We start from the raw sequence: 26,569 nt of genomic DNA on the forward strand, positions 1-26,569 counted from the left end.
CGATGGCACTGGCCACCTGGCAACCGTTCGAGTGGATCGTCGCCTCGCGCTTTCTGCGCGAGGGTCGCCTGCAGACGCTGTTCATCATGGCCGGCGTGGCCATCGGCGTGGCGGTGATCGTGTTCATGTCGGCCCTGCTGCAGGGCCTGCAGGCCAACTTCGTGCGCCGGGTGTTGACCGCCCAGCCGCATATCCAGCTGCTGCCACCCAAGGAAACGGTGCGTGTGCTGCACGAGCCCGATCAGGCGGTGCACGCCACCTTGATCCAGGCGCCGCTGCAGCGCCTCAAGTCGATCGACCAGTGGCAGGCGGTGCTAGGCATGTTGCGCAGCATGCCCGAGGTCAAGGTGGCGGCACCGACGGTCAGCGGCTCGGCCCTGCTCTTGCGCGGCGACACCAGCCGCTCACTCAGCGTGCAAGGCGTGGAGCTGGAGCAGTACGACCGCATCGTCAGCCTGAGCGAGAAGATCGTTCGCGGCCGTGCCCGGCTGGGGGCGACGGACATCCTGATCGGCATCGAGCTGGCCTCGGATCTGGGCGTGGGCATTGGTGACAAGCTCAGCGTCAGAGCCGCCAGCGGTGCGGTCAATCTGTTCGAGATCAGCGGCATCCTTGACCTCGGCAACAAGGGCGCCAACCAGCGTGCCGGCTATATCGCCCTGCACAGTGCGCAAAGCCTGCTCGGCTTTGTCGGCGGCGTGACCAGCATCGAGGTCACCGTGCAGGATATCTATGCCGCTGAGCGGATCGCCCAGCGCATCACCGCCGCCACCGGCGTGCAGGCTGATAGCTGGATCAAGACCAATGCGCAGTTCTTCAGCGCGGTGCAGTCGCAGCAGACGGCCAACACGGCGATCCGCTTCTTCGTCGGCCTGTCGGTTGCCTTCGGCATCGCCAGCGTGCTGGTGGTCTCGGTGGTGCAGCGCTCCAAGGAGATCGGCATCCTGCGCGCGATGGGGATTTCGCGCGGCCAGGTGATGCGGGTGTTCCTGCTGCAAGGCGGCGTGCTGGGCTTTGGCGGTGCGGCGCTGGGCTGCCTGATCGGCGCCGCTGCGCTGATGCTCTGGCTGGCCTATGCGCGCAACCCGGATGGCACAGCGATGTTCAGCGTCAGCCTGGAGCCGCCGCTGTTTGTGGCCGCCTTGGCGCTGGCGACGCTGACCGGCCTCCTGGCCGCACTGGCACCGGCGCTGCGCGCGGCAAGACTTGACCCCGTGGTGGCAATTCGTGGCTGAGCCGGCATCACCTCGCGTGGCGGCTCGGCCACTCGGCCGGGAGCCTGTGATGACCGAGCGGGAGGCTGTGGTGCGCTTGCAGCAGGTGCGCAAGTCCTTCAATGTCGGCGAACCGACCGAGGTCGAAATCCTGCATGGCATCGACCTGGCCCTGGCGCCGGGCGAGTTCTGCGCGGTGATGGGGCCCTCGGGCTCGGGCAAGAGTACCTTGCTCAATATCGTCGGCCTGCTGGACCGGCCCAGTAGCGGGCAGCTCAGCATTGCCGGTGAGGAGACGACGCAGCTGGACGATCAGGCGCTGACGCGCCTGCGCGGCCGCAGCATCGGTTTTGTGTTTCAGTACCACCACCTGCTCGGCGCCTTCAGTGCGCTGGAGAACGTCATGCTGCCGATGCTGGGCTTGAACGGTTTTCCCAACGCGGCGATGCGCGAACGCGCCGAGTCCTTGATCGACAGCGTGGGCCTGACGCGCTGGCGCGATGCGCCGGCCGGCCGTCTGTCGGGCGGGCAGCAGCAGCGCGTGGCGGTGGCGCGGGCCCTGGCCATGCAGCCGGCCCTGCTGCTGGCTGACGAGCCGACCGGCAATCTGGACACCAAATCGGCCGACGCGGTGTTCGAGCTGCTGCGCCAGGTCAATCGCGAACATGGCACGGCGGTGCTCTTCGTCACCCACAACCCGGCGCTGGCGCTGCGTTGCGACAAGACCATCGAGGTGGTCGACGGACAGGTGGTTTGAGGCCACGCGGCCTGGCATGAAAAAGGCCCGGCAGTGCCGGGCCTTCGATGGGGCGAAGCGATGTGGGGGCAGGTCTGGCCTGCCCATCGCTCACCAGATGCGGATGCGCTCGGCTTCGGGCTTGAACATTTTGTCGCCTTCCTTGGTGCCAAAGGCCTGGTGGAAGCCGTCATGATTGACCGCGGCACCGTTGGCGCGGAACTCGCCGGGCGAGTGCGGATCGGTGGTGATCAGCTGCAGCATGCGTTCCTCGCGGGCCTTCTCGCGCCAGGATTGCGACCAGCCGAGGAAGAAGCGCTGCTCGCCGCTGTAGCCGCCAATCACCGCCGCGGGCTTGCCGCCCAGCGAGCGCTGGTAGGCCTTGTAGGCGATCTGCAGGCCGGACAGATCAGCGATGTTCTCGCCCAACGTCAGCTTGCCGTTGACATGCTTGCCGGCGATGGGCTCATAGCCATCGTACTGGGCGACCAGCTTGGCGGCGATGCCGTCGAAGGCCTTGCGATCGGCCTCGCTCCACCAGTTGCGCAAGACGCCGTCGCCGTCGTACTGGCTGCCCTTGTCGTCGAAGCCGTGGCTGATCTCGTGGCCGATGACGGCACCGATGGCGCCGTAGTTGACCGCGTCGTCGGCATTCATGTCGAAGAAGGGCGGCTGCAGGATGGCGGCCGGGAAGACGATCTCATTGGCCAACGGGCTGTAATAGGCATTGACGGTTTGCGGCGTCATGCCCCATTCGCTGCGGTCCACCGGCTTGCCGGCCTTGGCAATCATTCGCGCCCAGGCAAAGGCGCCGGCGCGCTGGCGGTTGCCAAAGGCATCACCCTCGCGGACTTCGAGCTTGCTGTAGTCGCGCCACTTGTCGGGGTAGCCGATCTTGGTCACGTATTTGGAGAGTTTGTCCTGCGCCTGCTTCTTGGTCTCGGCGCTCATCCACGAGAGGCCGTCGATCGAGTCGCGGTAGGCGGCCAGCAGATTGACCACCAGGGCCTGCATCCGCGCCTTGGCGGCGGGCGGGAAGTGCTTGGCCACATAGAGCTCGCCAATGGCCTCGCCCAGCGCCCCGTTGACCTCACCGATGCTCTTCTGCCAGCGCGGCTGCTCGACCTTGGCGCCCGACAGCGCCTGGCCGTTGAAGGCGAAGCTGGCTTCGCGCAGCGCCTGCGGCAGCACCTCGGCATTGGCATTCAGCGCATGCAGGCGCAGGTAGAGCTTCCAGTCGTCCAGCGGCACCTCGGCCAGCAGCTTGGCGATGCCGGTGATGGCGCTGGGTTGGGCAACGGCGATGCTGGTCATGCCGCCCAGGCCGGCGGCATCGAGGTAGGCGTTCCAGTCGAAGCCCGGGGCGCGCTGGGCCAGTTCGGCGGGGCTCATCGGGTTGTAGGTCTTGACCGGGTCGCGGTTCTCGACCTTGTCCCAATGCACCGCGGCCATGCGCTCTTCCAGCGCCAGCACGCGGCCGGCGGCGGCGCTGCCATCGGCCTCACCGGCAAAGCCGGCCAGCTTGACCAGGTAGTCACGATAGGCCTCGCGCGCCTTGGACAGGCGGGCATCGTCCTTCTTCAGGTAGTAGTCGCGGTCTGGCAGACCCAGGCCGCTTTGGAACATGCGCGCACCGTTGACGGTAGGTTTCTTGGCATCGGGGGCGACGAAGACGCGCACCGGCGAGCTGCTGCGCAGCTGGGCGCCGCCCAGCCAGCGGGCCAGGGCCTTGGCGGAATCGATGGCCTGGATCTCGGCCAGCAGCGGCTGTACGGGCGTGAAGCCGGCCTTGTCGATCGCGGCGGTGTCCAGATGGGCCTTGTAGTAGGCGGCGATCTTGAATTCCTTGCTGCCGGCCGTTTGCGGCTGGGCAGCGAGTGCCTCGATCAGCGCGCGGACGCGCGCGTCGGAGCTGTCGCGCAGCAGCTCGAAGGTGCCGTAGCGCGACTTGTCGGCCGGCATCTCGGTGGCCTTGATCCAGCCCCCGTTGACGGCGCGGAACAGGTCGTCCTGGACGCGCACGGCGCTGTCAAAGCCGTTCTGGCTGACGCCGGAGGCGGCCTCATGGGCCTGGGTGCCGAGGCTGAGTGCCACCAGCAGGGAAAGGGTGCTGAGTTGCTGAAGTTTCATCGGGATGGGGGGTGATGGATGGCGGAAGGGCGGGGCGCCGGCAGCGGCGCCCGATGCCCGTCAATTACCAGATGCGGATGCGCTCGGCCTCGGGCTTGAACATCTTGTCGCCCGGCTTGGTGCCGAAGGCCTTGTGGAAGCCGTCGTGATTGACGGCGGCGCCGTTGGCACGGAACTTGGGAGGCGAGTGCGGGTCAATGGTCAGCAGTTGCAGCGAGCGTTCCTCACGGGTTTTTTCGCGCCAGGCCTGGGCCCAGCCGAGGAAGAAGCGCTGCTCGCCGTTGAGACCATCGATCACCGGGGCCGGCGCGCCCTTGAGCGAGGCCTGATAGGCCTTGAAGGCGATCTGCAGGCCGGACAGATCGGCGATGTTCTCGCCCAGCGTCAGCTTGCCGTTCAGGTGCTTGCCGGCAATCGGCTGATAGCCGTTGTACTGCTCGATCAGGCGTGCGGTGACCGACTCGAAGGCCTTGCGATCGTCTTCTGTCCACCAGTTGCGCAGCGCGCCGTCGCCGTCGAACTTGCTGCCTTCGTCATCAAAGCCATGGCTGATCTCATGGCCGATCACGGCACCGATGGCGCCGTAGTTGACCGCATCGTCGGCCGCCATGTCGAAGAAGGGCGCTTGCAGGATGGCGGCCGGGAAGACGATCTCGTTGAGCGAGGGGTTGTAGTAGGCGTTGACCGTCTGCGGTGTCATGCCCCACTCAGCGCGGTCAACCGGCTTGCCGGCCTTGGCGGCGGTGCGCGCCCAGTTGAACTGCGCGGCGCGCAGCGAGTTGCCCAGCGCATCGCCGGCCTGGACTTCGAGCTTGCTGTAGTCGCGCCAGTTGTCGGGGTAACCGATTTTGGTCATGTACTTGGACAGCTTGTCCTGGGCCTGCGCCTTGGTCGCCGGGGTCATCCAGCTGAGCGCCTCGATCGATTCGCGATAGGCTGCCAGCAGGTTCTTGACCAGTTCCTGCATGCGCTGCTTGTGCGCCGGTGGGAAATGCTTGGCCACATAGAGCTGGCCCACGGCCTCGCCCATGGCGCCGTTGAGTTCGGCAATGGCTTTTTGCCAGCGCGGCTGGTCGGCCTGAGCGCCGGTCAGTGCCTTGCCGTGGAAGGCAAAGCTGGCGTCGCGGAAGGCCTTGGGCAGCAGGTCGGCCAGGGTGTCGATGGTGCGCAGGCTCAGATAGGCTTTCCAATCGTCGAGCGACTCTTCAGCGGCCAGCTTGGCGACTGCCGTGACGGTGCTGGGCTGGCCAATGATCAGCGTGTCGTCCTGCGGCAGCGACGCGGCGGCCAGGAAGGCGGCCCAATCAAAGCCCGGTGCTGCGGCGTTCAGCTGAGCCAGATTCATCGGGTTGTAGATCTTTTCCGGATCGCGGGTCTCGACCTTGCCCCAGTGCGCGGCGGCAATCTTTTGCTCCAGCGCCAGGGCGCGGCGGGCGCTTTCGACGGCCTGCTTGTCACCGGCCAGCGTGGCCAGCTTGTTCAGGTACTGAGCGTAGGCCTGATAGGCCTTTTGCAGGCGCTTGTCGTCCTGCTTGAGGTAGTAGTCGCGGTCCGGCAAGCCGAGGCCGCCTTGCCAGCTCATCACACGGTTGATTTCCGGGTGCTTGAAGTCGGCCGTGACGTCGAGCTGGATCGGGGTGCCCAGCTGGCCCTGAGCACGGCCCAGCCATTTCGCCAGTTCGGCGCGGGAACTGATCGCCGCAATGTCGGCGAGGCGCTGTTTCAGCGCTTGCAGGCCGGCCTTGTCGATGCCGGCGGTGTCCAGATAGCTCTTGTAGAAGGCGCCCACCTTTTGCTCAATGCTGCCGAGCGGGGGCTGACTGCGCGCCAGCTCGTCGACGATGGCGCGCACCTGGGCATCGCTTTGGTCGGCCAACATGGTGAAGGCGCCGTAGTCGGCCTTGTCGGCGGGAATCTTGGTGCGGTTCAGCCAGCCGCCATTGGCGGCGCGGAACAGATCGTCCTGGGCGCGCACGGTGGTGTCGAAGCCCTTGGTGTCAAGGCCAGTGCTTGTTGGCGAGGCCGGCGCGGCCATGCAGGCGCCGGCCAATTGCAGCAACAGCGCCAGGGTGGTGAGTTTTAGCTTCATCGTGTGTGGTGTGAACGGTTGGATCCTGGCGCGCCGGGTAGGACGCCAGGGGCCGCCGGCATGCAGGCGCGGCAGGCTGGTGTGGCCGGGAGACTAGGCGGCGAGCCGAGTGCAGCCAAAAGTCAGCCGATAAGTATCGCGTCAGGCTGACGTCGCCGATGGTTTTTGACGACGATCTAGGTGAAGACCCCAGGGGCGCCGCCAGCGCTTGCGGGCTGCCCCACGAAGCTCTCCGCCAGCACCGTTTGGGCCGCCCTGGAGTCGAGCAAGTGCTCCAACTCCGCCTGCTGGATTCTTTGATCAAAGCTGTTCTGATCGGGAAAGCTGTGCAGCAACCGGGTCAGCGCCCAGCTGAAGCGTTCTGCCCGCCAGGTGCGGCGCAGTGCGCGCTCCGAGTAGTTGTTGAGCCCTTGTTCCGCATGATCGCCACGGCAGGCTTGGGCGAGTGCCTCCGACAGCTCCTGCGTGTCGGTTGCGGCCAGATTCAGCCCTTTGGCGCCAGTTGGTGGCACGACATGTGCCGCATCGCCGGCCAGCAGCAGGCGGCCGAAGCGGACCGGTTCGAGCACAAAGCTGCGCAGGGGGGTGATGCTCATGTCCAGCGCGGGTGCCACCGGCAGGGTGGAACCCAAGTCCGGGCCGAGTCGGCGGCGCAGTTCGGCCCAGAACTGCGTGTCGCTCCACTGCGTCAGACGGTCACTCAGGCTGCATTGGATATAGCTGTGGCTGCGCTGGGGGCCGGCCATGACCGACAGCGCAAAGCCGCGCGGGTGCTGGGCCAGCAACAGTTCTGGCGCCGCCGCCGGGCATTCGGCCAGCACGCCGAGCCAGCCAAAGGGATAAAGGCGCTCATAGCAGCGGTAAGCGTCGGGCGGCACGCTGGCGCGGGACACGCCGTGAAAACCATCGCAGCCGGCGATGTAGTCGCAGCGGATTTCGTGATCCTGGTCCTGCTTGCGATAGCGCAGCAGCGGCGCATCGGCACCAAGAAAGCCGTGCAGGCTGACCTGCTGCGCTTCATAGATGGTGTGCATGCCGGCCGCTGCACGGGCCCGCATCAGCGAGCGGGTCAGCTCGGTCTGACTGCACTGTGTCAGGCCGCGCCCCGCCGTCAGGCGGGCCAGCTCGACACGGTGGCTGCGGCCATCGACACTGAGCAGCAGGCTGTCTTGACGCAGCGCCTGGGCGCCGAGTGACAGCCCGGCGGCGTTCAACACGGCGATGCTGTCATCCTCCAACACGCAGGCTTGCGACCGGGCGAGGATGTCTTCAGCGCGGCAGCGCTCGACGATCACATTGCTGATGCCGGCCCGGTGCAGCAAGGCGCCAAGCAACAGGCCCGTGGGCCCGGCACCGACGATCGCGATCTGCGTGCGCTGCATGGGTGGCTCCCAGACCCGCGCGAGGCGGTCTACAAGGGTCAGGCCTTGCCTGCTGGCTCGGCCGAGCCCAGCATAGCCCAGCGTCAAAGGCTTGGCGAGTCAGGGAGAGTGCGGGGAAGCCCCCTCAGAGCAACATGCGCAGATGCGCCTGGGCCTGCAGCAGCGGCGGCAGGCAGTGCTCAACCAACTGGTCCATGCTCATGCGTGAGGCATGAACGCTGATGTTCATCGCAGCCACCACATCGCCGCGGTAGTTCTTCAGCGGTACGGCGACAGTGCGCAGGCCCAGTTCCAGCTCCTGGTCGATACAGGCATAGCCCAGCGCCCGGGCGCGGGCGATCTCGATACGCAGCCGCTCGGGATGGGTCACCGTGTGCGGCGTCATTGGGCTGAGTTCCTGGCGGGCGATCCAGCTGTCGACCTCGTTTTGCGGCAGCGCGGCCAGCATCACGCGGCCATTGCCTGAACAGAAGGCCGGCACACGGGTGCCAGGTTGCAGCGTTGGCGATACGACGCGGCCGGCGCTGGTGGCGGCAATGCAAATGACATCGCTGCCGTCGAGCACCCCGGCCGCACTGGCCTCTTTCAGCGCGTAGGCCAGCTTGTGAAGCTCGGGCTCGACGATGCGTGGCAGGCGGGCCGAGTGCATATAGCTCTGACCCAAACGCAAGACCTTGGGGGTCAGGGCGAACATCTTTCGGTCCTGCGAGACAAAGCCCAGATAGGTCAGAGTCAGCAGATAGCGACGGGCGGCGGCACGGGTCAGGCCGGTACGAGCCGCGACCTCACTGATCGTCAGCCGGGGGCGTTCCTGGTCGAAAGCTTCGATCACGGCGAGACCCTTTTCCAGGCCGGCGACCAGATCGCGCTTCAGCGGGCCGGAAGTTTCGGGCGCAGCGACGGCCGGGACGGGCGCCGCAACAGCGGCCAGATCTTCAAAAGCGCGAGCAGCAGACATGTGGCAGTAGGTGTGCGAATGGCGCCCAATTCCGCTGGGCGCAAGCAGGTCAGGCGCTGACTATAGGAGTTGCTACCGGCTGTGTCTTGGGTCATCCCCGCATTTGGGGCGGTGTTCGCACGATGATGCACCATATTGGTGATATTGCGGCGAACCAATACGCACGGCCGACGGTGCACGGCAGTGCGACTCCTCCTCGACAGCTGACAGTAGCCGACCCTATGGGCCGCGGGCAAAACGGCGGTTTCTTGTTGTAGTGACTGTGTGTGAGCAGCCAAGTTGTACCTGCCCGTCGGGCAGATGTCTTTTGGCATATGTGCGATACACAAACCGATTTCGATTCAGTATCCCATGCTGTGCCGACAGAACATCAATGGTTTGTCAGTAAACAATTCTCAATTTCTGTCACAACGCCGTCGCAGAACGAGGTTGCCAAACAAAACAATGTTCATGCGCCAAACGAAGACGCCCGCCAGCGTCTCACGACGGGCGGGCGTTTCATTTGAGTGCTTGGGACAGGCCCGCAGATCGCGGTCCAGCCGGCTTCAGCTGTGGTGGGATCAGACCCGTTCCAGCACCAGTGCAATCCCTTGGCCGACGCCGATGCACATGGTGCATAGCGCATAGCGGCCGCCGCTGCGGTGCAGATGATTGATGGCCGTGGTGACGAGCCGTGCACCACTGGCGCCCAGCGGATGGCCCAGGGCAATGGCCCCACCGTTCGGATTGACCCGGGCATCGTCATCGGCCAAGCCAAGTTGGCGCAGCACGGCCAGTCCCTGGGCGGCGAAGGCCTCGTTCAACTCGATCACATCCATTTGCGCGAGGCTCAATCCGGTGCGCTGCAGCACCTTGAGCGTCGCTGGCGCCGGGCCGATGCCCATGATGCGCGGCGCCACTCCGGCCGTGGCCATGCCGACCACGCGCGCCCTTGGTGTGAGTCCATGGCGGCGCGCGCCGGCTTCGCTGGCCATCAGCAGGGCGCAGGCGCCATCGTTGACACCGGAGGCATTGCCGGCGGTGACGCTGCCGTCCGGGCGAACCACGCCCTTGAGTTTGGCCAAGGCTTCGAGGCTGGTCTCGCGAGGGTGTTCATCGACGCTGACGATGATGGGCTCGCCCTTCTTCTGTGCCAGCGTCACTGGCGTGATTTCTGCGTCGAAGAAGCCGGCGCGCTGCGCGGCTACGGTTTTCATCTGGCTGGCCAGCGCCATGCGATCCTGGGCTTCGCGCTCGATGCCAAACTCCTGGGCGACGTTTTCGGCGGTTTCCGGCATCGAGTCCACTCCATAGCGTTCCTTCATCAGCCGGTTGATGAAGCGCCAGCCAATTGTTGTGTCGTAGACGGCATTGCTGCGCGAGAAGGCGGATTCGGCCTTGGGCATCACGAACGGCGCGCGGCTCATGCTCTCGACGCCACCGGCAATCAGCAGATCCGCTTCGCCGGCGCGAATTGCCCGGGCGGCGCTGCCCACGGCGTCCATGCCTGAGCCGCAGAGGCGGTTCAGCGTTGCGCCGGGCACAGCAATCGGCAGGCCGGCCAGCAGTGCCGACATCCGCGCGACATTGCGATTGTCCTCGCCGGCCTGGTTGGCGCAGCCATACAGCACCTCGTCCAGCGCCTCCCAGTCGACGCCAGGGTGGCGCTTGAGCAGGGCTTGAATGGGAATCGCGCCCAGATCGTCAGCCCGCACACCGGACAGGGCGCCGCCATAGCGTCCGAATGGAGTGCGCTGGGCATCACAAATAAAGGCTTGACTCATGGGGCGTCCTTTCGGTGGTCAGAGTAGCGTTGCGCGCGTTTGTGATCGGCAGCGAAGTTCTAATTATGAACCAAGGTTCATTGATTGAACTTTGTCTGCTCAGGCAGGTGTATCTGTCCGCATAAACTCGTGACTGATCGCACGGATATGCCAGCCCTATTCGCACCATCATCGCCGAATGCCTTTTCGGCTCAAGTTCAATCTCGGATCTGCCGAAGCTGCTTTCGAGGGCGCCTCCCGGCGAGTGTAGGAATCCAATGAAGGACACAACTTCAGATCCGTTGATCGATGTCGCGCAGTTGCGGGTGGGTATGTTTATCCATCTGGACCTGGGCTGGATGTCGCACCCATTTCCGCTCAGCAGCTTCAAGCTCAGTTCAGAAGACCAACTGCTGATCTTGAAGCGTCTGGGCTTGAAACAGGTGCGCTGGAGTCCGTCGAAAAGCGATTTGCAAACCGACGCGGCGGCGGTCGAAACGCCGGCCGCGGTGACCGAACTGCCGACAACGGTGTCGCCGGAGCAGCAGGCCAAGGAGGCCCACCGACGCGCATTGGCGGCTCAGCGAGCGGCCTTGCTGCAATGCGAGCGGCAGTATGCCGAGGCAGCCAGTGCCTTCCGCGAAGTGACGGATATGTTGGCGCGCGATGGTCGAAATGCGCGCGATCAATCGTTCGCGCTCACGCAGGCCTTGCTGGACAAGATGTTGATCGAGGGCGATGTCAATATCCGCCTGCTCAATGAGGCTGCCGGCGATCGCGGCACGGCCCATGCGCTGAATGTCTCGATCATCTCGTTGCTCCTGGGGCGTGCCTTCGGGCTGGGTCGCGAGGAAATGATGGATCTGGGCGTTGGCTCGCTGCTGCACGATATCGGCAAACTGGAGTTGCCAGCGCGCGTACGCCACCGCGACGACAGTTTCACGATGGCAGAGACGCAGCTCTATCAGCAGCACGTCATCAAGGGTGTGGCCATGGCCCAGCAGATGGGTATGCCGCCGGGCCCCTTGCTGGTCATCGCGCAGCACCATGAAAACGCCGATGGCAGCGGCTTCCCGCAGCGCATCAATGTCGACCGCATGAGCGCCGCAGCGCGGATTGTTGCCCTGGTCAACCGCTTTGATGGGCTGTGCAATCCGCTCCTGGCTTCCAAGTCGATGACGCCGCATGAGGCCTTGTCGCTGATGTTTGCTCAGGGGCGCAATCGATTTGATGCGACCATGTTGAACGCTTTCATCCGCATGATGGGCGTCTACCCGCCGGGCTCGACGGTGCAACTGACCGACGACCGGTATGCGCTGGTGGTGGCAGTGAATTCATCGCGCCCGCTCAAGCCCAAGGTGATGGTTCACGACACCAAGGTGCCGCGCGATGAGGCGTTGATCGTCAACCTCGAAGAGCACCCCGATCTCGGCATCCGGCGCAGCCTCAAGCCGGCCATGTTGCCACGGGCGTCACTTGACTATCTGAGCCCGCGAACACGGGTGGCTTATTTCTTCGAATCGGCTGCCAGCGCACCGGCTGGGGAGATGGCGGCGTGAGGCTGGTCAGCCTGCCAACGCCCAGCCCCCGTTCCCATAGCGCCCGATACGCCAGCCTGCTGGATGGTTTGCAGGAGGCCGTTTGGCTGGTAGATGCGGGCACCAGTTGTGTGGTCGCGGCCAACCAGGCTTCGGAGCGGATGTTGGGCATGGGTGCCGAGCAGTTGCTGGGCTGCTCGATGGAAACGCTCGCCTCAACGCCTGAAGACTTGGCGTTCTGGTTGGAGGCGGCAGCGGGGCGGCGTGAGTCACTGCAGTCAGACACGATGCTGCGCCATGCCGATGGCCACATGCTGTGGATTTCACGGCGAATCGCGCATGTGGCAGTGCCCGATGGGGACGGGTTTTGGCTGGTCTCCATGCATGACCTCAGCCGACAGCGTCAGGCGGACGAAGAGCGCGAAGCCCTGGTTGCGGAATTGAAGGCAACGCTCGAATCGACCGCAGACGGCATTCTGGTGACTGATCTGGCCGGGCGTATGCGGTCCTTCAATCGCCGCTTTGCCACGCTATGGGGCATTCCGGAGGATCTGCTCGCCGAACGCAATGACGAGGCCGTCCATGCCTGGATGCGACGCAGCGTCGTCGACGGCCCGGCCTATGTCGGCCGTCTGGCAGCTGTGCAGGAGGCGCCGCTGCTGCAGACCAGCGATGTCATCAAGCTGCTCGACGGCAGAGTGCTGGAGCGGGTCTCCATCCCGCAATGGAGTCGCGGCCGCCCCATCGGGCGTGTCTATTCCTACCGCGACCTCAGTGAAAAGCTGGCCGCACATCAACGCATCGAAGAGCTGTCACATACCGACATGCTGACCGGCCTGCCCAACCGCAGGGCTCTGGCTGAGCGCATGGAGTACGCCCAGGCCATGGCACGCCGAGAAGCTTCCCCATTTGCCTTGCTGAACGTGGATCTTGACCGCTTCAAGCAGATCAACGATACGCTGGGGCACTCGTACGGGGACCGGGTTCTCAAGGATGTCGCGCAAAGACTGAAGGATTGCTTGCGCGAGGTGGATACCGTGGCGAGGCTGGGCGGCGACGAGTTTGCCTTGCTGATTCATCAAGGAGATGCTCGTGGCGCCGAGCATGCGGCGCGGCGCGTCCAGGAAGCGATGTCCCGCCCTTTCAGCTTTGACACACTGTCCTTCACCGTGACCTGTAGCACAGGCATCGCTCTGTTTCCAGGCGATGGCCTGACTATCGAGGAATTGATGGCCAGCGCAGAGCGGGCCATGCACTGGGTCAAGGAAAGCGGGCGCGGGGCGTTCCGCTTCCATCAGCCCCGCAAGGATGTCGATCTGCTGTCGAGAATGCGCCTCGACCATGCGATGCGCCAGGCCCTGCAAGACGGGCAGTTTCGCTTGCACTACCAGCCTCAAATCGACCTGCGCAGCCAGGCCGTCATCGGCGCCGAGGCCCTGATTCGCTGGCGTGATCCCTTGCGCGGCGAGGTGCCACCCGGCGAATTCATCCCGGTGGCCGAGGAAAGTGGCTTTATCGTCGCGATCGGCGATTGGGTCCTGCAGCAGGCGGTTCAGCAGGCAGCCGAATGGCTGCGCCAGGGCAGGCGCATGCCGGTGGCGGTGAACGTATCCGCCTTGCAGTTTCAGCAGGCTCAATTTGTCGAGTCGGTCGCCGCAGTGCTGAAGGCCAGCGGCCTGCCGCCCTCGTTGCTTGAATTGGAATTGACCGAATCCATCCTGCTGCGCGATGCGGAAGATGCGCTGCGGCGGCTGCAATCGCTGGCTGAGTTGGGCGTCTGCATGTCCATTGACGACTTTGGCACTGGCTATTCCAGTCTCGGCTATCTGAAGCGGTTTCCGATTCAGCGCCTGAAAATAGATCGCAGCTTTGTGAAAGGCCTGCCGGGCGATGCCAGTGACGCCGGCATCGTCAATGCCATTGTCCAGATGGGGCGGGCACTGAAGCTGAAGGTCATTGCCGAAGGCGTCGAAACCGATGCCCAGCGCAGTTTTCTGGCCGCCAGTGGCTGCCATGAATATCAAGGCTTTCTGTTTGCCCCTGCCATGGACGTGCAGGGGTTTGCAGAGCGGGTGTGGCCTCATTAGCCGCTTGCGAACCGCCCCTGGCCAGCGCTGCTGGCCGCACAATGTTGCATGTAGCGAGTCATTGGCGATTCGCTTGATGGGAGTCAGATGCTTTACAAGTTCAAGTCCAAGGCAGGCGCCGATGTGATCATGCTTGAGGCACAGGGCAAGCAGGTGCTGCAATGGCTGCAACGCGACCCGCTGGCGCCAGGAATCGTGCGTCATGCAGAGATGGCGGAAGCCATGGGCGCCATAGAGGCCGCTATCACCGCCGAGGAGCTGCGTCTGCAGGCCCTGATTGATGAGGCAGTCGCGCGTGGCGATGCGCCGCCGCCGCAGCCAGCGATTTCGGCACGCAAACGTTGTTGGCCCTTGCTTGAGTTGATGCGCCACAGTCTGCAAAATCAAGCAGATCTGGTCTGGGGGGTTTGAGCGCGATGAGCCTGGACAGCGCGACGCAGGTGCTCGCGGTTCGCCATGGCGAAACCGACTGGAATCTGGCGGGGCGCATCCAGGGTCATAGCGATATCGGCCTGAACGAGCGCGGTCTTTGGCAGGCGCAGCGCCTGGCTGATGCGCTCGCTGATGAGGTGCTGGCGGCGATTTACTGCAGCGATCTGAGTCGTGCGGTGCAGACGGCCCAACCATTGGCGCAGCGTCTGGGCCTGCCTTTGCGTTGCGACAAAGGCCTGCGTGAGCGCAGTTTTGGCGCGTTCGAGGGTTTGCACTGGGCAGAGATTGCCGCGCAGTGGCCAGAACAAAGCGAGCGTTGGCACCGGCGGGATCCGCTGTTTGCCGCCGACGGCGGCGAAAGTCTGCAGGAGCTGCATGCACGCGTGCTGAGCACCGCCGAGCTTCTTGCGAAGAACCATCCCGGGCAGCAAATCCTGCTGCTTGCCCATGGCGGTGTCATGGACACCCTGTTTCGCCATGCCACCCACGCGGCGCTAGACGTGTCGCGCAGTTGGGAACTCGGTCATGCGCGTATCAACCGGCTTCTGCGCAGCGACGAGGGCTGGCGTGTTATCGCCTGGGGCGACGGTCGCCACCTGGAGAGCTAGGGTTGTCCCTGTTGGCAAGTGCTATTCGCCAACGTTGCTGTATAGCAGTGAAGTGTTGCAATTTTGCGTCGATCTGAACCCGGTCAAACCCTTGCACTCCTATACTTCCGCCACATTTTGCGAAAAGACCAGGCGTTGCAAGCCCGGCAATCCATCCACTCACAAAAGGCAAATGATGAAGAAGATCGCTATCGTCGCCGCCCTGGCAGCTCTGTCTGCTTCGGCTTTCGCACAAAGCTCGGTGACCCTGTGGGGCCGTCTGAATACGTCCGTTGAAAGCATCAAGGAAGGCACCAATTCGCGTGTCGTCAAGATGGTCAACAACAACTCGCGCCTGGGTTTCAAGGGTACGGAAGATCTGGGCGGCGGTCTGAAGGCCAGCTTCGCCCTGGAACATGGTCTGAACTCGGATGATGGCAAGGCGACCAACGCCGCCTTCTGGAACCGCGAAGCTTCGGTGCAACTGGCTGGTTCCTTCGGTGCTGTCCGCCTGGGCAAGTGGACCCCGGGTTCCTACTTCGCCACCGCTGACTACGTGTCGATGCACAACCATGACACCGGCAATTCGGAAGACAAGCTGTACTCCGGCGCTGGCTTCACCACGACCAACAAGATCGGTTACTTCACCCCGAACATCGACGGTTTCAGCGGTGAAGTCGCTGTGCACCTGGGCGAAGGCGCTGCCGGCGAAAAGCGCAGCACTGACCTGGCTGGTAACTACGACCAAGGTCCTCTGCACCTGGGCGCAGGCTATAGCGAGCAGGGCGATGCCAAGCAATGGGGCGCTCGTGCCCTGTACGAACTGGGCGAAATCACCATCGGTGGTTACTACCAGCGTGCTGACGAAGGCGCTGCTGGCACCAAGGCCTACAACATCTATCGTCTGGCCGCGATGTACACGATGGGCGCTTCGGAGTTCCACGTGAACTTCGGTTCGGCTGCTAACAACTCGACCGTTGCTGGCGTTGATACCTCGGGCAAGCAATTCACGCTGGCTTACAACTACAACCTGAGCAAGCGCACCAAGGTCTACGGCTTCTACACGAACCTCGACAAGAAGATCAACTCTGGTGACCTGAGCTCGCTGGCAGTGGGCATCCGCCACAACTTCTGATCGTAGGATCGGATGTGAAAAAAGCGACCTTCGGGTCGCCTTTTTTCTTGTCTTCTGACTTTGTGGTTCAGCGCTTACGCATGGGAGTGAGTGTCAAGCCTCGAACAAATCCCCCATCGCCTTCGGTGGCGCAACGCCCAGATGCCGGTAGGCTGCGAGTGTGGCGATGCGCCCCCGCGGTGTGCGCTGCAAAAAGCCCTGCTGAATCAGATAGGGTTCGATCACGTCCTCGATGGTGTCGCGCTCCTCGCCGATGGCAGCGGCGACGTTGTCTAGCCCGACCGGACCGCCATCGAAGCGATGGACGACGGCATCCAGCAGCTTGCGGTCCATCAGGTCGAAGCCTTGCGGATCCACATCCAGCATGGCCAGGGCCAGATCGGCAATCTGTTTGGTGATGCGGCCGTCGCCCTTGACGTCGGCATAGTCGCGCACGCGGCGCAGCAGGCGGTTGGCAATCCGCGGTGTGCCACGCGAACGACGCGCGATTTCCAGTGCGCCATCGGTCTCGATCGGCGCGTTCAAGAGGCCGGCCGAGCGTGTGACGATGCGTTGCAACTCCTCCGCCGAGTAGAACTCCAGCCGGGCGACGATGCCGAAGCGGTCGCGCAATGGGTTGGTCAGCATGCCGGCGCGCGTGGTTGCGCCGACCAGCGTGAAAGGTTGCAGATCGAGCTTGATCGAGCGGGCGGCCGGGCCTTCGCCGATCATGATGTCGATCTGGTAGTCCTCCAGCGCCGGGTAGAGGATTTCCTCGACCACCGGGGAGAGGCGGTGAATCTCGTCGATGAAGAGCACATCGTTCTTCTCGAGATTGGTCAGGATCGCGGCCAGGTCCTTGGGTTTCTCCAGCACCGGGCCTGAGGTCTGGCGCAGATTGACGCCCAGTTCGGCGGCAATGATGTGCGACAGCGTCGTCTTGCCGAGGCCTGGCGGGCCGAACAGCAGCACATGGTCGAGCGCTTCGTCGCGTTTGCGTGCGGCGCCGATGAAGATTTCCAGCTGTTCGCGGGCCTTGCGCTGGCCCACGTATTCATCGAGCAGCTTGGGGCGCAAGGCCCGCTCGATCGCCTCTTCCTGCGGCGAGCTGGGGGTGGCGCTGATCACGCGCGGGGCGCTGGCAAAGTCGTCGGTCTGAATGCTCATGGCCTGACCCTCAGCGCGACAGCGACTTCAGCGCTTGCTTGATGCCTTCGCTGACGCCAATCTCGGCCGGCAGCAACTTCAGCGCCGCTGCGGCTTCCTTCTCGCTATAGCCCAGCGCCACCAGGGCCTGAAGGATATCGGCCTGGTTGTCGTTGGCGATGGTGGCGGGCACCGCCAGATCGGGGCCCAGCTTGCCCTTGAGCTCCAAGAGCAGCCGCTCGGCGGTTTTCTTGCCGATGCCCGGCACCTTGACCAGGCGGCCGGCTTCCTGCCGGCTGACCGCCTGGGCCAGTTCGGCGACGCTCAGGCCCGACAGCAGCGACAGTGCCAGCTTGGGACCGACGCCGCTGATCTTGATCAGCTGCCGGAAGGTTGCGCGCTCTTCGGCGCTGAGGAAGCCGAACAGAATCTGCGCGTCTTCGCGGACGACAAAGTGCGTCAGCAGGCTGACCCGCTCACCCAGCGGTGGCAGGTTGTAGAAGGTGCTCATCGGCACGTCGACCTCGTAGCCGACGCCCTGCACATCGATCAGAACAAGCGGGGGCGATTTTTCCGCGATGACGCCGCTGAGTCTTCCTATCATGGGCGGCGATTATCCGGCCCGCCGGCGTGGCCGGCACAGGGAATCTTTGCCGCCCGCGGGCCTTCTGCCTGGCTCAGTTGCGGTTGAACAGGCCCAGGCGCTGCGCTTCCAGCGCGGCTTCGGCGCGCGAGGAGACGTTGAGCTTGCGGTAGATCTGCTTGACGTAGTCGGCAATCGTGTGGCGCGACAGGCCCAGCTGCACGCCGATCTCCGGCAGCGTGAAGCCTTTGGCGACGCGCAACAGCACCTCGGTTTCGCGATCGGTCAGCGACACCTCGATCAGCTGCGGCGTCGCCTGCGGGCGGCGCTGCGAAGCGAAATAGGCAATCACCTTGCGGGCGATCGATGGCGACAGCGGAGGCTCGCCCTGGCTGATGCGCTGCAGCTGCTCGACCAGCAGTTCCCGCGACTGCTCCTTCAGCAGATAGCCGAAGGCGCCGGCCTGCAGGGCGGGGAACAGGTGCTCGTCGTCGTCGTGGATGGTGACGATGACCGACTGCACCTCGGGTTGCTTCTCGCGCAGCGCCGCGATCACGTCGACGCCCGAGCCGTCGGGCAGGCCCAGATCCAGCAGGGCCAGCGTGAACTTCTGGGCGTTGACCTGCTGCAGCGCATCCTGCACGCGCGAGCACTCGGTGATGACCGCGTTGGCGAACACCTGTTTGATCAAGGCCTTCAGCCAGGCACGGATCTCGGGAATGTCTTCAAGCAGCAGGATGTGGTTCATGGAATCTCGAAAGGTCATGCGCCTTGCGGCGGGAGGTGCCTGGCGCAACAGTACGCCTTTATCGGTAGAAAAGCCAAATCGCGCAAGCGCAGAAGCAGCAGATTCAAAGTGGAATCGTGAGCCGGATCACGGTTCCCCAGCCCGGCCCCGATTCGACCAGGCACTGGCCCTGCAATTGCTTGGCCCGTGACTTCATGCTGGCCATGCCGTGGCCGCGATCCAGGCGGCCATCCAGCTCCATCGGGATGCCCTGGCCGTTGTCCTGGATGATGACCTGGAAGTCGCCGTCCTGAACATTGCAGCCAATGATGCAGTGCGTGGCGCCGCTGTGCTTGATGATGTTGCTGACGGCCTCGCGCAGAATGCGCGTCGTCTGCACGTAAGCACGCGCCGGCAGCGTGTGCACGATGTCCTCGGCCGGGGATTTCCATTCGGCCAGGATATTGGCCTGCCCCAGGCGCGAGACCACTTCAGCGCGCCAGTCGCCCAACGCGTCCAGCAGCTGCACCGGCTTGCCGGTCAGGCCGCGAACCGACAGGCGCATTTCCTCCAGCGCCTCGCGGGCGAGAGTCGAGATGCGGTCCGATTCGCTGGTGTGCACGATGGTCAGCAGCTTGGCGCCCAGATCGTCATGCAGATCGGCAGCAATCCGTTTGCGCTCGCGTTCGGTCACTTGTTCCAACTTCTGTTCGGCCATGGCGCTGAAATTGCGTTCGACCTCGGCAATGCGTTCCTGCAGGCGCAACTCGTTCAGCACCAGCTTTTGCTCCACACCGCGGCGGCCTCGGACCTGGGCAGCCAGTTGCTGCAGGCCCAGTCCGATCAGCAGCAGCGGCACGGCCAACGGGCTCAGCGGCAGCCACAGCGGCAGGCGCAGTGCCTGCATCGCGTACTCCATCAGCACGGCGCAGGCGCCCAGGCCCAGCAGGGCGGCCATCAGCGCAAAGTCCTGGCGCATTTGGCCCTGTCCGCTGCCGGCCTGCTTGATCGCCAGCTGGCGCAGCCACAGATGCCAGGCCATGGCCAGCAGGATTTCCAGGCCGATCAGCGCCTGCCAGCCGTGGGCCAGGCGGCCCTGCCAAGCGGCGGGAGCCAGGCCTACAGTCAAGGGAAGCAGCAGGCACTGGGCCAGCAGTGCAGCATCGATGGGCATGCGACGCAGGCCCTGCTGACGCAGCAGGAACTGCACGGCGCAGAGTGCGAACAGGGCCAGCACCGCCAACATGAGCAGTTCTGCGCTCAGCCGCGAACAGCCCAGATCAGCCAACCAAGGGCGAGCGCCGAGCAGAGGCCAGGCCAGCATCAGTCCAGCCAGGTAGGGCAGCTGCCGTTCCTGCTTCTGCATCAGCGCCAACAGGCCCATGCACAGCGACAGCATCAGCACCATGGCACTGAGCAAGCGCGGCAGGCCGAGCCGCCAGAACTCAGCCAGGGCCTGGCGGCGCGCCAGCGTGTCGTACTCACCCAGCTCGGGCGGCGACAGGCGGGTGCTGCGCTCCTGCGGACCCAGCGCCTGGGCCTCGTAGCCGCTCAGCCGCAGGTCGATGACGTTCTCACCGCGCAGCAACCATTCGGCTGGCAGATCGAGCAGTTGCGGCTGGTCGCAGCGGTCCGTCAGCGGCTCGCCGTAGCGGCCTTGGGCGAACACCAGCTGGCCATTCAGACGCAGCTGGTAGTTGCTGCAGACCTTGTCGATATACAGCCCCAAACGGCGCCCGCTGGGCTGCAGCTGGGCATGCCAGCGGTACCAGGCCTGGCCGGTGTAGCCAGGGCGGCTTTGCGCCCACAGATCCGGAAGCGATTGAGTCTGGGTGGGCTCACCGTCGGGGAAGCGCTCGGCGTCGCTGAGCACCAACTCGGCGCGGTTGAGCACCTGGGCCTGTCCAGGCAGGGTCAGCAGCAGGCTCAGCAGCAGCAACAAGGTCTGGCACAGCCGCGCCACTGGCGGCAGGTGGGGACGTTCTCGGAGCAGGAATCGCATGGGCGGCATTGTGCAGGACGAGCGCCCCTTGCGAGCCGCGTAGATGCCCGGGCGACAATAGCCATCTTGAGCCATTGAACCCGGAAGTGCCGCCTTGATCCTCCGCCATTCCTTCACGCCCATCGACAACCCGCGTCTCGCCCATCTGTGCGGCATGCTGGACGATCATCTGCGCCAGGTCGAGGCCGCGCTGGATGTGCGCATCAGCCGCCGCGGCGAGCAGTTCCGTATCGAAGGCATCAAGGCCGCTGCCGAGCGCAGCCTGCAGCTGCTGGAATCGCTGTACGAGCGCGCCAAGAAGCCGATCGCCGCCGAGCTGCTGCAGCTGGCCATCACCGAGGCGGCGATGCAGCTGGCTGATGGTGCGTCGCCGCGCCGCGGTGCGCGCAAGGCGGCAGAAGGTGCTGGCGCTGTCCCGGCCGCCGATGGCCCGCTGGTGCTGCGTACCCGCCGCGCCGATCTGGCCGGACGAACGCCCAATCAGCACCTCTATCTGAAGAACATTCTTTCCCACGACATCAGCTTCGGTATTGGCCCGGCGGGGACCGGCAAGACCTTTCTGGCGGTCGCCTGCGCCGTCGACGCGCTGGAGCGCTCGGCCGTGCAGCGCATCATCCTGACCCGGCCGGCCGTCGAGGCCGGTGAGCGACTCGGCTTTCTTCCCGGCGATCTGACGCAAAAGGTCGACCCCTATCTGCGCCCGCTGTATGACGCGCTCTACGACCTGATGGGCTTTGATCGTGTCACCAAGGCCTTCGAGAAAGGCCAGCTGGAAATTGCGCCGCTGGCTTTCATGCGCGGTCGCACCCTGAATCACGCCTTCGTCATCCTCGATGAGGCGCAGAACACCACGCCGGAGCAGATGAAGATGTTCCTGACCCGCATCGGCTTTGGCAGCCGCTGCGTCGTCACCGGCGACACCAGCCAGATCGACCTGCCGCGCGGCATGAGCAGTGGCTTGATCGATGCCGAGCGGGTGCTGGCGCGGGTCAAGGGCATTTCGATGACCCACTTCACCTCGGCCGATGTGGTGCGCCATCCGCTGGTGGCGCGCATCGTCGATGCCTACGAGGCGCAGACGGCCGCGCGACTGCGCGCCGAGGCGCGCGAGGCCAAGGCCGCTGGCAACACCAAGGGAGCGTCTGCATGAGCCGTCCTGAACTGAGCCTGTCGCTGCAGTTTGCGGATCCGCGCCACAAGCCGCTGCTGCCGCGCCACAAGGTGCAGCGCTGGATACGCGCGGCGCTGGAGCTGCCCGGCGAGCTGACCGTGCGCATCGTCGACGCCGAGGAAGGTCGCCAGCTGAACCGCGAATTCCGCGGTAAGGACTACGCCACCAATGTGCTGACCTTCGACTACAGCCATGAACCGGTGGTCGGCGCCGATCTGGTCATCTGCGCCGAGGTGGTGGAACGCGAGGCAGCCGAGATGAAGCTGGACCTGGCGGCTCACTATGCCCACATGCTGGTCCACGGCACGCTGCATGCGCAGGGCTACGACCACGAAGAGGACGACGAGGCCGAGTGCATGGAGGCCCGCGAGACCGAGATCATGCTGGCGCTGGGCTTTGCCGATCCCTACTTCAAGGGCTGAACGCAGCCGCCGCGGTGCGCCTCAGTTGCGCGTGCTCAGATAGCGCTTGCGCCAGAAGAAGGCGCCCAGGCCCAGGCCGACGGCCAGCATCAGCCCGAAGGCGATCCAGAAGCCCAGCGCCTTGTGCACCAGCGGCAGCGCATCGAAGTTCATGCCGAAGATGCCGGTGATCAGGTTCAGCGGCAGAAAGATGGCCGTCAGCACCGTCAGCGTGCGCATGATGTTGTTGGTGCGGTGGCCCAGCGCCGAGAAGTGCATCTGCACCGCGGTCTCGGCCGAGCTCTCCAGGCGCCGCACATGGCTGAGCACCCGCTCCACATGCTCCAGCACATCGCGTGAGCGCACCCGCAAGAGCTCGCGCTCGCGCTCGGCCAGCAAGCTGGTGCCGGGTGGCCACTCGGCCAGCGCGTCCATCCACTCCTGCAGCGCGCTGCGTTGGTCTTCGCAGGTGTCTTCCAAGCGGTGCAGCGCATCGCGCGCGGTTTGCAGTGCCGGCCAGTCGTCGAACTGGCTGTGTGGATCGAGCAGCTGACGCTGCAGGGCGCTGAACTGGCGCGTCAGCTGCCGGCGCAGCTCCAGATAGCTGTCAACCATGTGGTTGACCATGCGCAGCATCAGCTCGGCCGGGCTGCTGGGCAGGCGACCGCCGCCGCGCAGATCGCGGCCTTCATGCCAGCGTTCCAGGCGCTCGGCAAAAAAGTCGCGTACCAGGCAGTCGTCCGGGTGGACCGTCACCAGCACATGGTCGAAGACCGCGAAACCGACCGGATTCGTGTCGATCGAGCTGAGCATCGCGTCGGCCGCCGGCTCTTCTTCGCGCTGTTCGCTGGCGCTGCTGGCAGCCAAGCGGCGAAACACCAGCAGGTCGTACCAGGAGGTGTAGTCGAAATGCGAGGGCAGCTGGGCGTTGAGCAGGTCGGACACATGCAGGTCGACCAGGGTGCCGCCGGCCCAATGCTGCAGGCTGGCCTGCAGCTCGGGCACACGGGCCTCGAACTCGGCGCGGGCAAAGCTCAGCCAGACAAAGCCTTCCGGCGGCAGGTCTTGTGGCAGTTGCCGCAGCTCGCTGAAGCCACCCGGATGAACCGCAAAGGCGCGCAAGGGCTCAGGCCTTTTTCAGCAGCCGCGCGGCTTCCAGTGCGAAATAGCTCAGCACGCCATCGGCGCCGGCGCGCTTGAAGGCCAGCAGCGACTCCATCATCACCGCGTCGTGATTCAGCCACCCATTGGCGGCGGCCGCCTTGAGCATCGCGTACTCACCACTGACCTGATAGGCAAAGGTCGGCACGCCGAACTCGTCCTTGACGCGCCGGACCACATCGAGATAGGGCATGCCGGGCTTGACCATCACCATGTCGGCACCCTCGGCCAGGTCCATGGCGACTTCGCGCAAGGCCTCGTTGCTGTTGCCCGGGTCGACGTAATAGGTGTTCTTGTCGGCCTTGCCCAGCGCGCTCTTGGAGCCAACGGCATCGCGGAAAGGGCCGTAAAAGGCGCTGGCGTACTTGACGCTGTAGGCCATGATGCGGGCGTTCAGGTGGCGGTCGCGCTCGAAGGCCTGGCGGATCGCGCCGATGCGGCCGTCCATCATGTCGCTCGGGCCGACCATATCGGCGCCGGCCTCGACCTGGGTCAGTGCCTGGCGCACCAGCAGTTCGACGGTGGCATCGTTGATCAGATAGCCGGTCTCATCGGGCAGGCCGTCCTGGCCATGGCTGGTGTAGGGGTCGAGCGCGACATCGGTCAGCACGCCCAACTCCGGGAAGCGCGATTTCAGCGCCTTGACGGCACGCGGAATCAGGCCGTTGGGATTGAAGGCCTCCGAGCCGTCGATGGTTTTCAGCGAAGGGTCGATGGCGGGGAACAGCGCGATGACCGGGATGCCCAGCTCGACCGCTTCTTCAGCGGTGCGCAGCAATTGTTCCAGCGGCAGCCGGGAAACGCCGGGCATCGAGTCGATCGGATGCAGGCTGCTGCCCTCGTGGACGAACACCGGCAGGATCAGGTCATGGGCGCTGAGCGAATGCTCACGCACCAGATTGCGCGAAAAGGCGTTGCGGCGCAGCCGGCGTGGGCGGGCAAGCGGGTAGGGGGCAGTCAGATGGGACAAACCGATCTCCAGGTCCGGGAGGCAGCAAATACGAGGCAGGGGGCTGCGGCAGCTCATCAGGGATGCACGGACGCTGATGTGCCGTGGCATTGTTCGCGGATATCCGCAACATCCCGTAGCGACGCCAAATGTCAGCTCTGTTAAACTTGTACGCGAATGATAGCCGCAAGGCGTCGTTCCCTGCTTTTCCTCCCTGAGCAGGAGCCTTTGCGTGATGACAGCGAAAAGGCTTTGCCGCCCCGGCTTGATAGCCGGGGCTTTTTTTTGTTTCGTCTGTCGCGGCTGGCTTGCGCGGGCGATCCAAAGCCAGGCGCAGCGCCTAAAATCCGGGCCTTCTCGTTGGAACCCGCACCATGACCGCTGCCCTGCTGAATTCGTCCATCACCTCGCTTCCCCTGATCGCGCGTGGCAAGGTGCGCGAGAACTATGCCGTGGGCGAAGATCGCATCCTGATGATCGCCAGTGATCGCATTTCGGCCTATGACGTCATCATGGGTGAGCCGATTCCCGGCAAGGGCGCGCTGCTGACGCAGATGGCGCTGTTCTGGTTCAAGCAACTTGACGGCATCGTGCCCAATCACCTGACCGGCGACGATCCACTGTCGGTCGTGACAGTTGCAGAGCAGGCCCAGGTGCGCGATCGCTCGATGCTGGTCAAACGGCTGAAACCGCTGCCCATCGAAGCCGTGGTACGCGGCTACCTCGCCGGCAGCGGCTGGGCCGAATACAAGAGCAATGGCCAGGTTTGCGGCGTACAACTGCCGGCAGGCCTGCAAAACGCCAGCAAGTTGCCCGAACCGATCTTCACGCCGGCCACCAAGGCCGAGATGGGTGACCATGACGAGAACATCAGCTTTGAACGCTGTGTCGAGATCATTGGCGCCGAACTGGCTGAACAGGTGCGTCGCGTTTCGATCGAGCTCTATCGCCGTGCCGCCGACTATGCCTTGACCAAGGGCATCATCATTGCCGACACCAAGTTCGAGTTCGGCCTGGATGTCGATGGCACGCTGACGCTGATGGACGAGGTGCTGACGCCTGATTCCTCGCGCTACTGGCCGGCAGAGAGCTACGCCGTCGGCAGCAACCCGCCCAGCTACGACAAGCAGTTCCTGCGCGACTGGCTGGAACAGGCGCAGGTCGATGGCAAGCCCTGGGGCAAGGTCGCTCCAGCCCCGGCCCTGCCGGCCGAAGTCATTGAGCAAACCGCAGCGAAGTATCGCGAAGCGCTCGAACGTTTGACGCGCTGAGCGTCCGGGAGCCGAGCATGCAGATCAAGTCGCGCTTGCTCAAGCAGTTGGATCAACAAATCGCTGCCGCTGCGGCGCAGCCGGTGCTGGCCGCCTGCCTGAAAGCCAAGCGCGCAATGCTGCTGGCCCGGCACGGAGCCTTGGCCGAAGCACGGGAGCAACTGACGGCGCTGCATCAGCTGGCATTTCAGCATCCGCATCCTGAAATTGGGGCCTGGCTGCACTTCGCCGAAGGCTTGATGAGCTACTACACCGACTTCAGCAGCAGCACGCGGGAAAAGATCCAGCGCGCCTATGCAATTGCCAAGTCGGCCGGGCTCAGCGAGATCATCGCGCTGGCCAGTGCCTGGTTGGCCCAGTTGGCTTATGTGCGACACGAGTTGCCCTTGATGTTGGAGCTGGTGCGTGAATGCCAGCAGGCCTCGGCACCTGAGCATCATGTTGCTCGGGCACGCGCCTGCATGAGCATGGGGCTGGCCTGGCATTACGCCGGTGACACCGGCGAAGCGCAGCGCTGGTACGAACGGGCACGCAGCCACGCGCTGGCCGAGGGCGACGATGCGAGCCTGTCATCGCTGATGTTCAATATGCAGGCCATGCGCACAGCGCAATCTCGACGGGCGGTTCTGTCCGGTCGTGCCGAGCCGAACGCCGAACTATTGCTTGGGCTTGATTCTGTTCACCATTACGACGCCGCCGTCAGCTCGCGATCGCTGCCCAATCTGACCCCGGTGCAGCGTGCGCAGATTCTGGTCCTGCAAGGGCAGTTCGAGGCAGCGCGAGCCTTGTACGAGGAGCATCTACCGCTGGCCATGTCGCGCGGCCTGGCGCGACTGGGGAGCAGTTTGCTCGCTGACATGGCCTGGTGCAGGGTCAATTGTGGCCAGTCTGAACAAGCCTTGCAGCAGGCCCGCGAGGCCGAGATCGAGCTGGATCCAACCTGTGACGTCGATGATCGTGCTGCCACGCACAGCAGGCTGTGCCAGATCTATGAGGCGTTGGGGGATGGTGGCGCGGCTCAGCGTCATCGCGACCTGGCTGTGCAGGAGTGGGCCGAATTTGCGCGCCAGCAGTCCGACTGGCTGATGCAACTGCGCGATGCCGCATTGCAGCCGTTTTGAGCGGGGCTGCGCAGGCGCCGAACCGCGC

22 protein-coding genes are annotated in these 26,569 nt (G+C 64.5%); 11 read left to right on the forward strand and 11 right to left on the reverse strand.

The annotated features are described in order from the left end of the window. Nucleotides 1-2: 2 nt before the first annotated feature. Together RQP53_RS10085 and RQP53_RS10090 are read left to right on the forward strand one after the other, a co-directional pair. Nucleotides 3-1,235, forward strand: a complete 1,233-nt coding sequence (locus RQP53_RS10085; RefSeq protein WP_315650175.1) for an ABC transporter permease — start codon at nt 3-5, stop codon at nt 1,233-1,235. Nucleotides 1,236-1,284: 49 nt separating this feature from the next. Continuing rightward, nucleotides 1,285-1,971: an ABC transporter ATP-binding protein gene (locus RQP53_RS10090; RefSeq protein ID WP_315650176.1), complete on the forward strand. Its 687-nt coding sequence runs from the start codon at nt 1,285-1,287 to the stop codon at nt 1,969-1,971. 90 nt (nt 1,972-2,061) lie between these two features. Here the strand turns inward: RQP53_RS10090 and RQP53_RS10095 are convergent, their stop codons facing one another. From RQP53_RS10095 to pcaF, 5 genes are all read right to left on the reverse strand, one after another. Next, on the reverse strand, nt 2,062-4,080 hold the full coding sequence (locus RQP53_RS10095; RefSeq protein WP_315650177.1) for a M13 family metallopeptidase: 2,019 nt from the start codon (nt 4,078-4,080) through the stop codon (nt 2,062-2,064). A 64-nt stretch (nt 4,081-4,144) separates the two neighbouring features. Then, entirely contained in the window at nt 4,145-6,169 is a 2,025-nt protein-coding gene (locus RQP53_RS10100) for a M13 family metallopeptidase (protein ID WP_315650178.1), read from the reverse strand. A gap of 176 nt (nt 6,170-6,345) precedes the next feature. Then, nucleotides 6,346-7,551, reverse strand: coding sequence for a 4-hydroxybenzoate 3-monooxygenase (locus RQP53_RS10105; protein WP_315650179.1), 1,206 nt, complete (start codon nt 7,549-7,551; stop codon nt 6,346-6,348). 124 nt (nt 7,552-7,675) lie between these two features. Continuing rightward, complete coding sequence (locus RQP53_RS10110) at nt 7,676-8,509, reverse strand: IclR family transcriptional regulator domain-containing protein (protein WP_315650180.1); 834 nt, start codon at nt 8,507-8,509, stop codon at nt 7,676-7,678. A 560-nt stretch (nt 8,510-9,069) separates the two neighbouring features. Then, entirely contained in the window at nt 9,070-10,272 is a 1,203-nt protein-coding gene (pcaF, locus tag RQP53_RS10115) for a 3-oxoadipyl-CoA thiolase (RefSeq protein WP_315650181.1), read from the reverse strand. Nucleotides 10,273-10,529: 257 nt separating this feature from the next. On the opposite strand from pcaF, the gene RQP53_RS10120 reads away from it, so the two are divergent. From RQP53_RS10120 to RQP53_RS10140, 5 genes are all read left to right on the forward strand, one after another. Then, nucleotides 10,530-11,810, forward strand: a complete 1,281-nt coding sequence (locus RQP53_RS10120) for a cyclic di-GMP phosphodiesterase (protein WP_315650182.1) — start codon at nt 10,530-10,532, stop codon at nt 11,808-11,810. Next, nucleotides 11,807-13,876: a putative bifunctional diguanylate cyclase/phosphodiesterase gene (locus RQP53_RS10125; RefSeq protein ID WP_315650183.1), complete on the forward strand. Its 2,070-nt coding sequence runs from the start codon at nt 11,807-11,809 to the stop codon at nt 13,874-13,876. The genes RQP53_RS10120 and RQP53_RS10125 overlap by 4 nt, the downstream gene beginning before the upstream one ends. Nucleotides 13,877-13,963: 87 nt before the next feature. Further along, nucleotides 13,964-14,287, forward strand: coding sequence for a DUF1840 domain-containing protein (locus tag RQP53_RS10130; RefSeq protein WP_315650184.1), 324 nt, complete (start codon nt 13,964-13,966; stop codon nt 14,285-14,287). Between the two features lie 5 nt (nt 14,288-14,292). Next, entirely contained in the window at nt 14,293-14,916 is a 624-nt protein-coding gene (locus tag RQP53_RS10135) for a histidine phosphatase family protein (protein WP_315650185.1), read from the forward strand. A gap of 175 nt (nt 14,917-15,091) precedes the next feature. Further along, a complete protein-coding gene (locus tag RQP53_RS10140; protein ID WP_434064079.1) occupies nt 15,092-16,030 on the forward strand; it encodes a porin in 939 nt (312 codons plus the stop codon). Between the two features lie 93 nt (nt 16,031-16,123). Here RQP53_RS10140 and ruvB read toward each other — a convergent pair whose 3' ends face one another. The 4 genes from ruvB to RQP53_RS10160 all read right to left on the reverse strand — a co-directional run bounded on the left by ruvB (nt 16,124) and on the right by RQP53_RS10160 (nt 20,467). Then, entirely contained in the window at nt 16,124-17,176 is a 1,053-nt protein-coding gene (ruvB, locus tag RQP53_RS10145; RefSeq protein WP_315650187.1) for a Holliday junction branch migration DNA helicase RuvB, read from the reverse strand. 10 nt (nt 17,177-17,186) lie between these two features. Then, on the reverse strand, nt 17,187-17,759 hold the full coding sequence (gene ruvA, locus RQP53_RS10150) for a Holliday junction branch migration protein RuvA (RefSeq protein WP_315650188.1): 573 nt from the start codon (nt 17,757-17,759) through the stop codon (nt 17,187-17,189). Nucleotides 17,760-17,832: 73 nt separating this feature from the next. Then, on the reverse strand, nt 17,833-18,486 hold the full coding sequence (locus RQP53_RS10155) for a response regulator (protein ID WP_315650189.1): 654 nt from the start codon (nt 18,484-18,486) through the stop codon (nt 17,833-17,835). A gap of 103 nt (nt 18,487-18,589) precedes the next feature. Continuing rightward, the gene (locus tag RQP53_RS10160; protein ID WP_315650190.1) at nt 18,590-20,467 is read right to left on the reverse strand and encodes a sensor histidine kinase; all 1,878 of its coding nucleotides are present in this window, start codon (nt 20,465-20,467) and stop codon (nt 18,590-18,592) included. A gap of 94 nt (nt 20,468-20,561) precedes the next feature. Between RQP53_RS10160 and RQP53_RS10165 the strand changes: the two genes are divergently transcribed. Both RQP53_RS10165 and ybeY read left to right on the forward strand, forming a co-directional pair. Further along, nucleotides 20,562-21,617, forward strand: a complete 1,056-nt coding sequence (locus RQP53_RS10165) for a PhoH family protein (RefSeq protein WP_315650191.1) — start codon at nt 20,562-20,564, stop codon at nt 21,615-21,617. Beyond that, nucleotides 21,614-22,060: an rRNA maturation RNase YbeY gene (ybeY, locus tag RQP53_RS10170; protein WP_315650192.1), complete on the forward strand. Its 447-nt coding sequence runs from the start codon at nt 21,614-21,616 to the stop codon at nt 22,058-22,060. The genes RQP53_RS10165 and ybeY overlap by 4 nt, the downstream gene beginning before the upstream one ends. A 21-nt stretch (nt 22,061-22,081) precedes the next feature. Here ybeY and RQP53_RS10175 read toward each other — a convergent pair whose 3' ends face one another. Together RQP53_RS10175 and hemB are read right to left on the reverse strand one after the other, a co-directional pair. After that, complete coding sequence (locus RQP53_RS10175) at nt 22,082-23,161, reverse strand: magnesium transporter CorA family protein (RefSeq protein WP_315650193.1); 1,080 nt, start codon at nt 23,159-23,161, stop codon at nt 22,082-22,084. A gap of 4 nt (nt 23,162-23,165) precedes the next feature. Next, entirely contained in the window at nt 23,166-24,170 is a 1,005-nt protein-coding gene (hemB, locus tag RQP53_RS10180) for a porphobilinogen synthase (RefSeq protein WP_315650194.1), read from the reverse strand. 353 nt (nt 24,171-24,523) lie between these two features. On the opposite strand from hemB, the gene RQP53_RS10185 reads away from it, so the two are divergent. Next, nucleotides 24,524-25,420 carry a phosphoribosylaminoimidazolesuccinocarboxamide synthase gene (locus RQP53_RS10185; RefSeq protein WP_315650195.1) on the forward strand — a complete coding sequence of 299 codons (897 nt, stop codon included), beginning with the start codon at nt 24,524-24,526 and terminating at the stop codon, nt 25,418-25,420. Nucleotides 25,421-25,437: 17 nt separating this feature from the next. Further along, the gene (locus RQP53_RS10190; protein WP_315650196.1) at nt 25,438-26,541 is read left to right on the forward strand and encodes an ATP-binding protein; all 1,104 of its coding nucleotides are present in this window, start codon (nt 25,438-25,440) and stop codon (nt 26,539-26,541) included. Nucleotides 26,542-26,569: the final 28 nt, after the last annotated feature.

It is taken from the genome of Roseateles aquae (assembly GCF_032337115.1).
Lineage (GTDB): Bacteria > Pseudomonadota > Gammaproteobacteria > Burkholderiales > Burkholderiaceae_C > Roseateles_C > Roseateles_C aquae.

Bases quoted from the DNA above. Each gene is read 5' to 3' on its own strand.
- RQP53_RS10085 (WP_315650175.1), top strand. From the start codon at position 3: ATGGCACTGGCCACCTGGCAACCGTTCGAGTGGATCGTCGCCTCGCGC.
- RQP53_RS10090 (WP_315650176.1), top strand. From the start codon at position 1,285: ATGACCGAGCGGGAGGCTGTGGTGCGCTTGCAGCAGGTGCGCAAGTCC.
- RQP53_RS10095 (WP_315650177.1), bottom strand. From the start codon at position 4,080: ATGAAACTTCAGCAACTCAGCACCCTTTCCCTGCTGGTGGCACTCAGC.
- RQP53_RS10100 (WP_315650178.1), bottom strand. From the start codon at position 6,169: ATGAAGCTAAAACTCACCACCCTGGCGCTGTTGCTGCAATTGGCCGGC.
- RQP53_RS10105 (WP_315650179.1), bottom strand. From the start codon at position 7,551: ATGCAGCGCACGCAGATCGCGATCGTCGGTGCCGGGCCCACGGGCCTG.
- RQP53_RS10110 (WP_315650180.1), bottom strand. From the start codon at position 8,509: ATGTCTGCTGCTCGCGCTTTTGAAGATCTGGCCGCTGTTGCGGCGCCC.
- pcaF (WP_315650181.1), bottom strand. From the start codon at position 10,272: ATGAGTCAAGCCTTTATTTGTGATGCCCAGCGCACTCCATTCGGACGC.
- RQP53_RS10120 (WP_315650182.1), top strand. From the start codon at position 10,530: ATGAAGGACACAACTTCAGATCCGTTGATCGATGTCGCGCAGTTGCGG.
- RQP53_RS10130 (WP_315650184.1), top strand. From the start codon at position 13,964: ATGCTTTACAAGTTCAAGTCCAAGGCAGGCGCCGATGTGATCATGCTT.
- RQP53_RS10135 (WP_315650185.1), top strand. From the start codon at position 14,293: ATGAGCCTGGACAGCGCGACGCAGGTGCTCGCGGTTCGCCATGGCGAA.
- RQP53_RS10140 (WP_434064079.1), top strand. From the start codon at position 15,092: ATGAAGAAGATCGCTATCGTCGCCGCCCTGGCAGCTCTGTCTGCTTCG.
- ruvB (WP_315650187.1), bottom strand. From the start codon at position 17,176: ATGAGCATTCAGACCGACGACTTTGCCAGCGCCCCGCGCGTGATCAGC.
- ruvA (WP_315650188.1), bottom strand. From the start codon at position 17,759: ATGATAGGAAGACTCAGCGGCGTCATCGCGGAAAAATCGCCCCCGCTT.
- RQP53_RS10155 (WP_315650189.1), bottom strand. From the start codon at position 18,486: ATGAACCACATCCTGCTGCTTGAAGACATTCCCGAGATCCGTGCCTGG.
- RQP53_RS10160 (WP_315650190.1), bottom strand. From the start codon at position 20,467: ATGCGATTCCTGCTCCGAGAACGTCCCCACCTGCCGCCAGTGGCGCGG.
- ybeY (WP_315650192.1), top strand. From the start codon at position 21,614: ATGAGCCGTCCTGAACTGAGCCTGTCGCTGCAGTTTGCGGATCCGCGC.
- RQP53_RS10185 (WP_315650195.1), top strand. From the start codon at position 24,524: ATGACCGCTGCCCTGCTGAATTCGTCCATCACCTCGCTTCCCCTGATC.
- RQP53_RS10190 (WP_315650196.1), top strand. From the start codon at position 25,438: ATGCAGATCAAGTCGCGCTTGCTCAAGCAGTTGGATCAACAAATCGCT.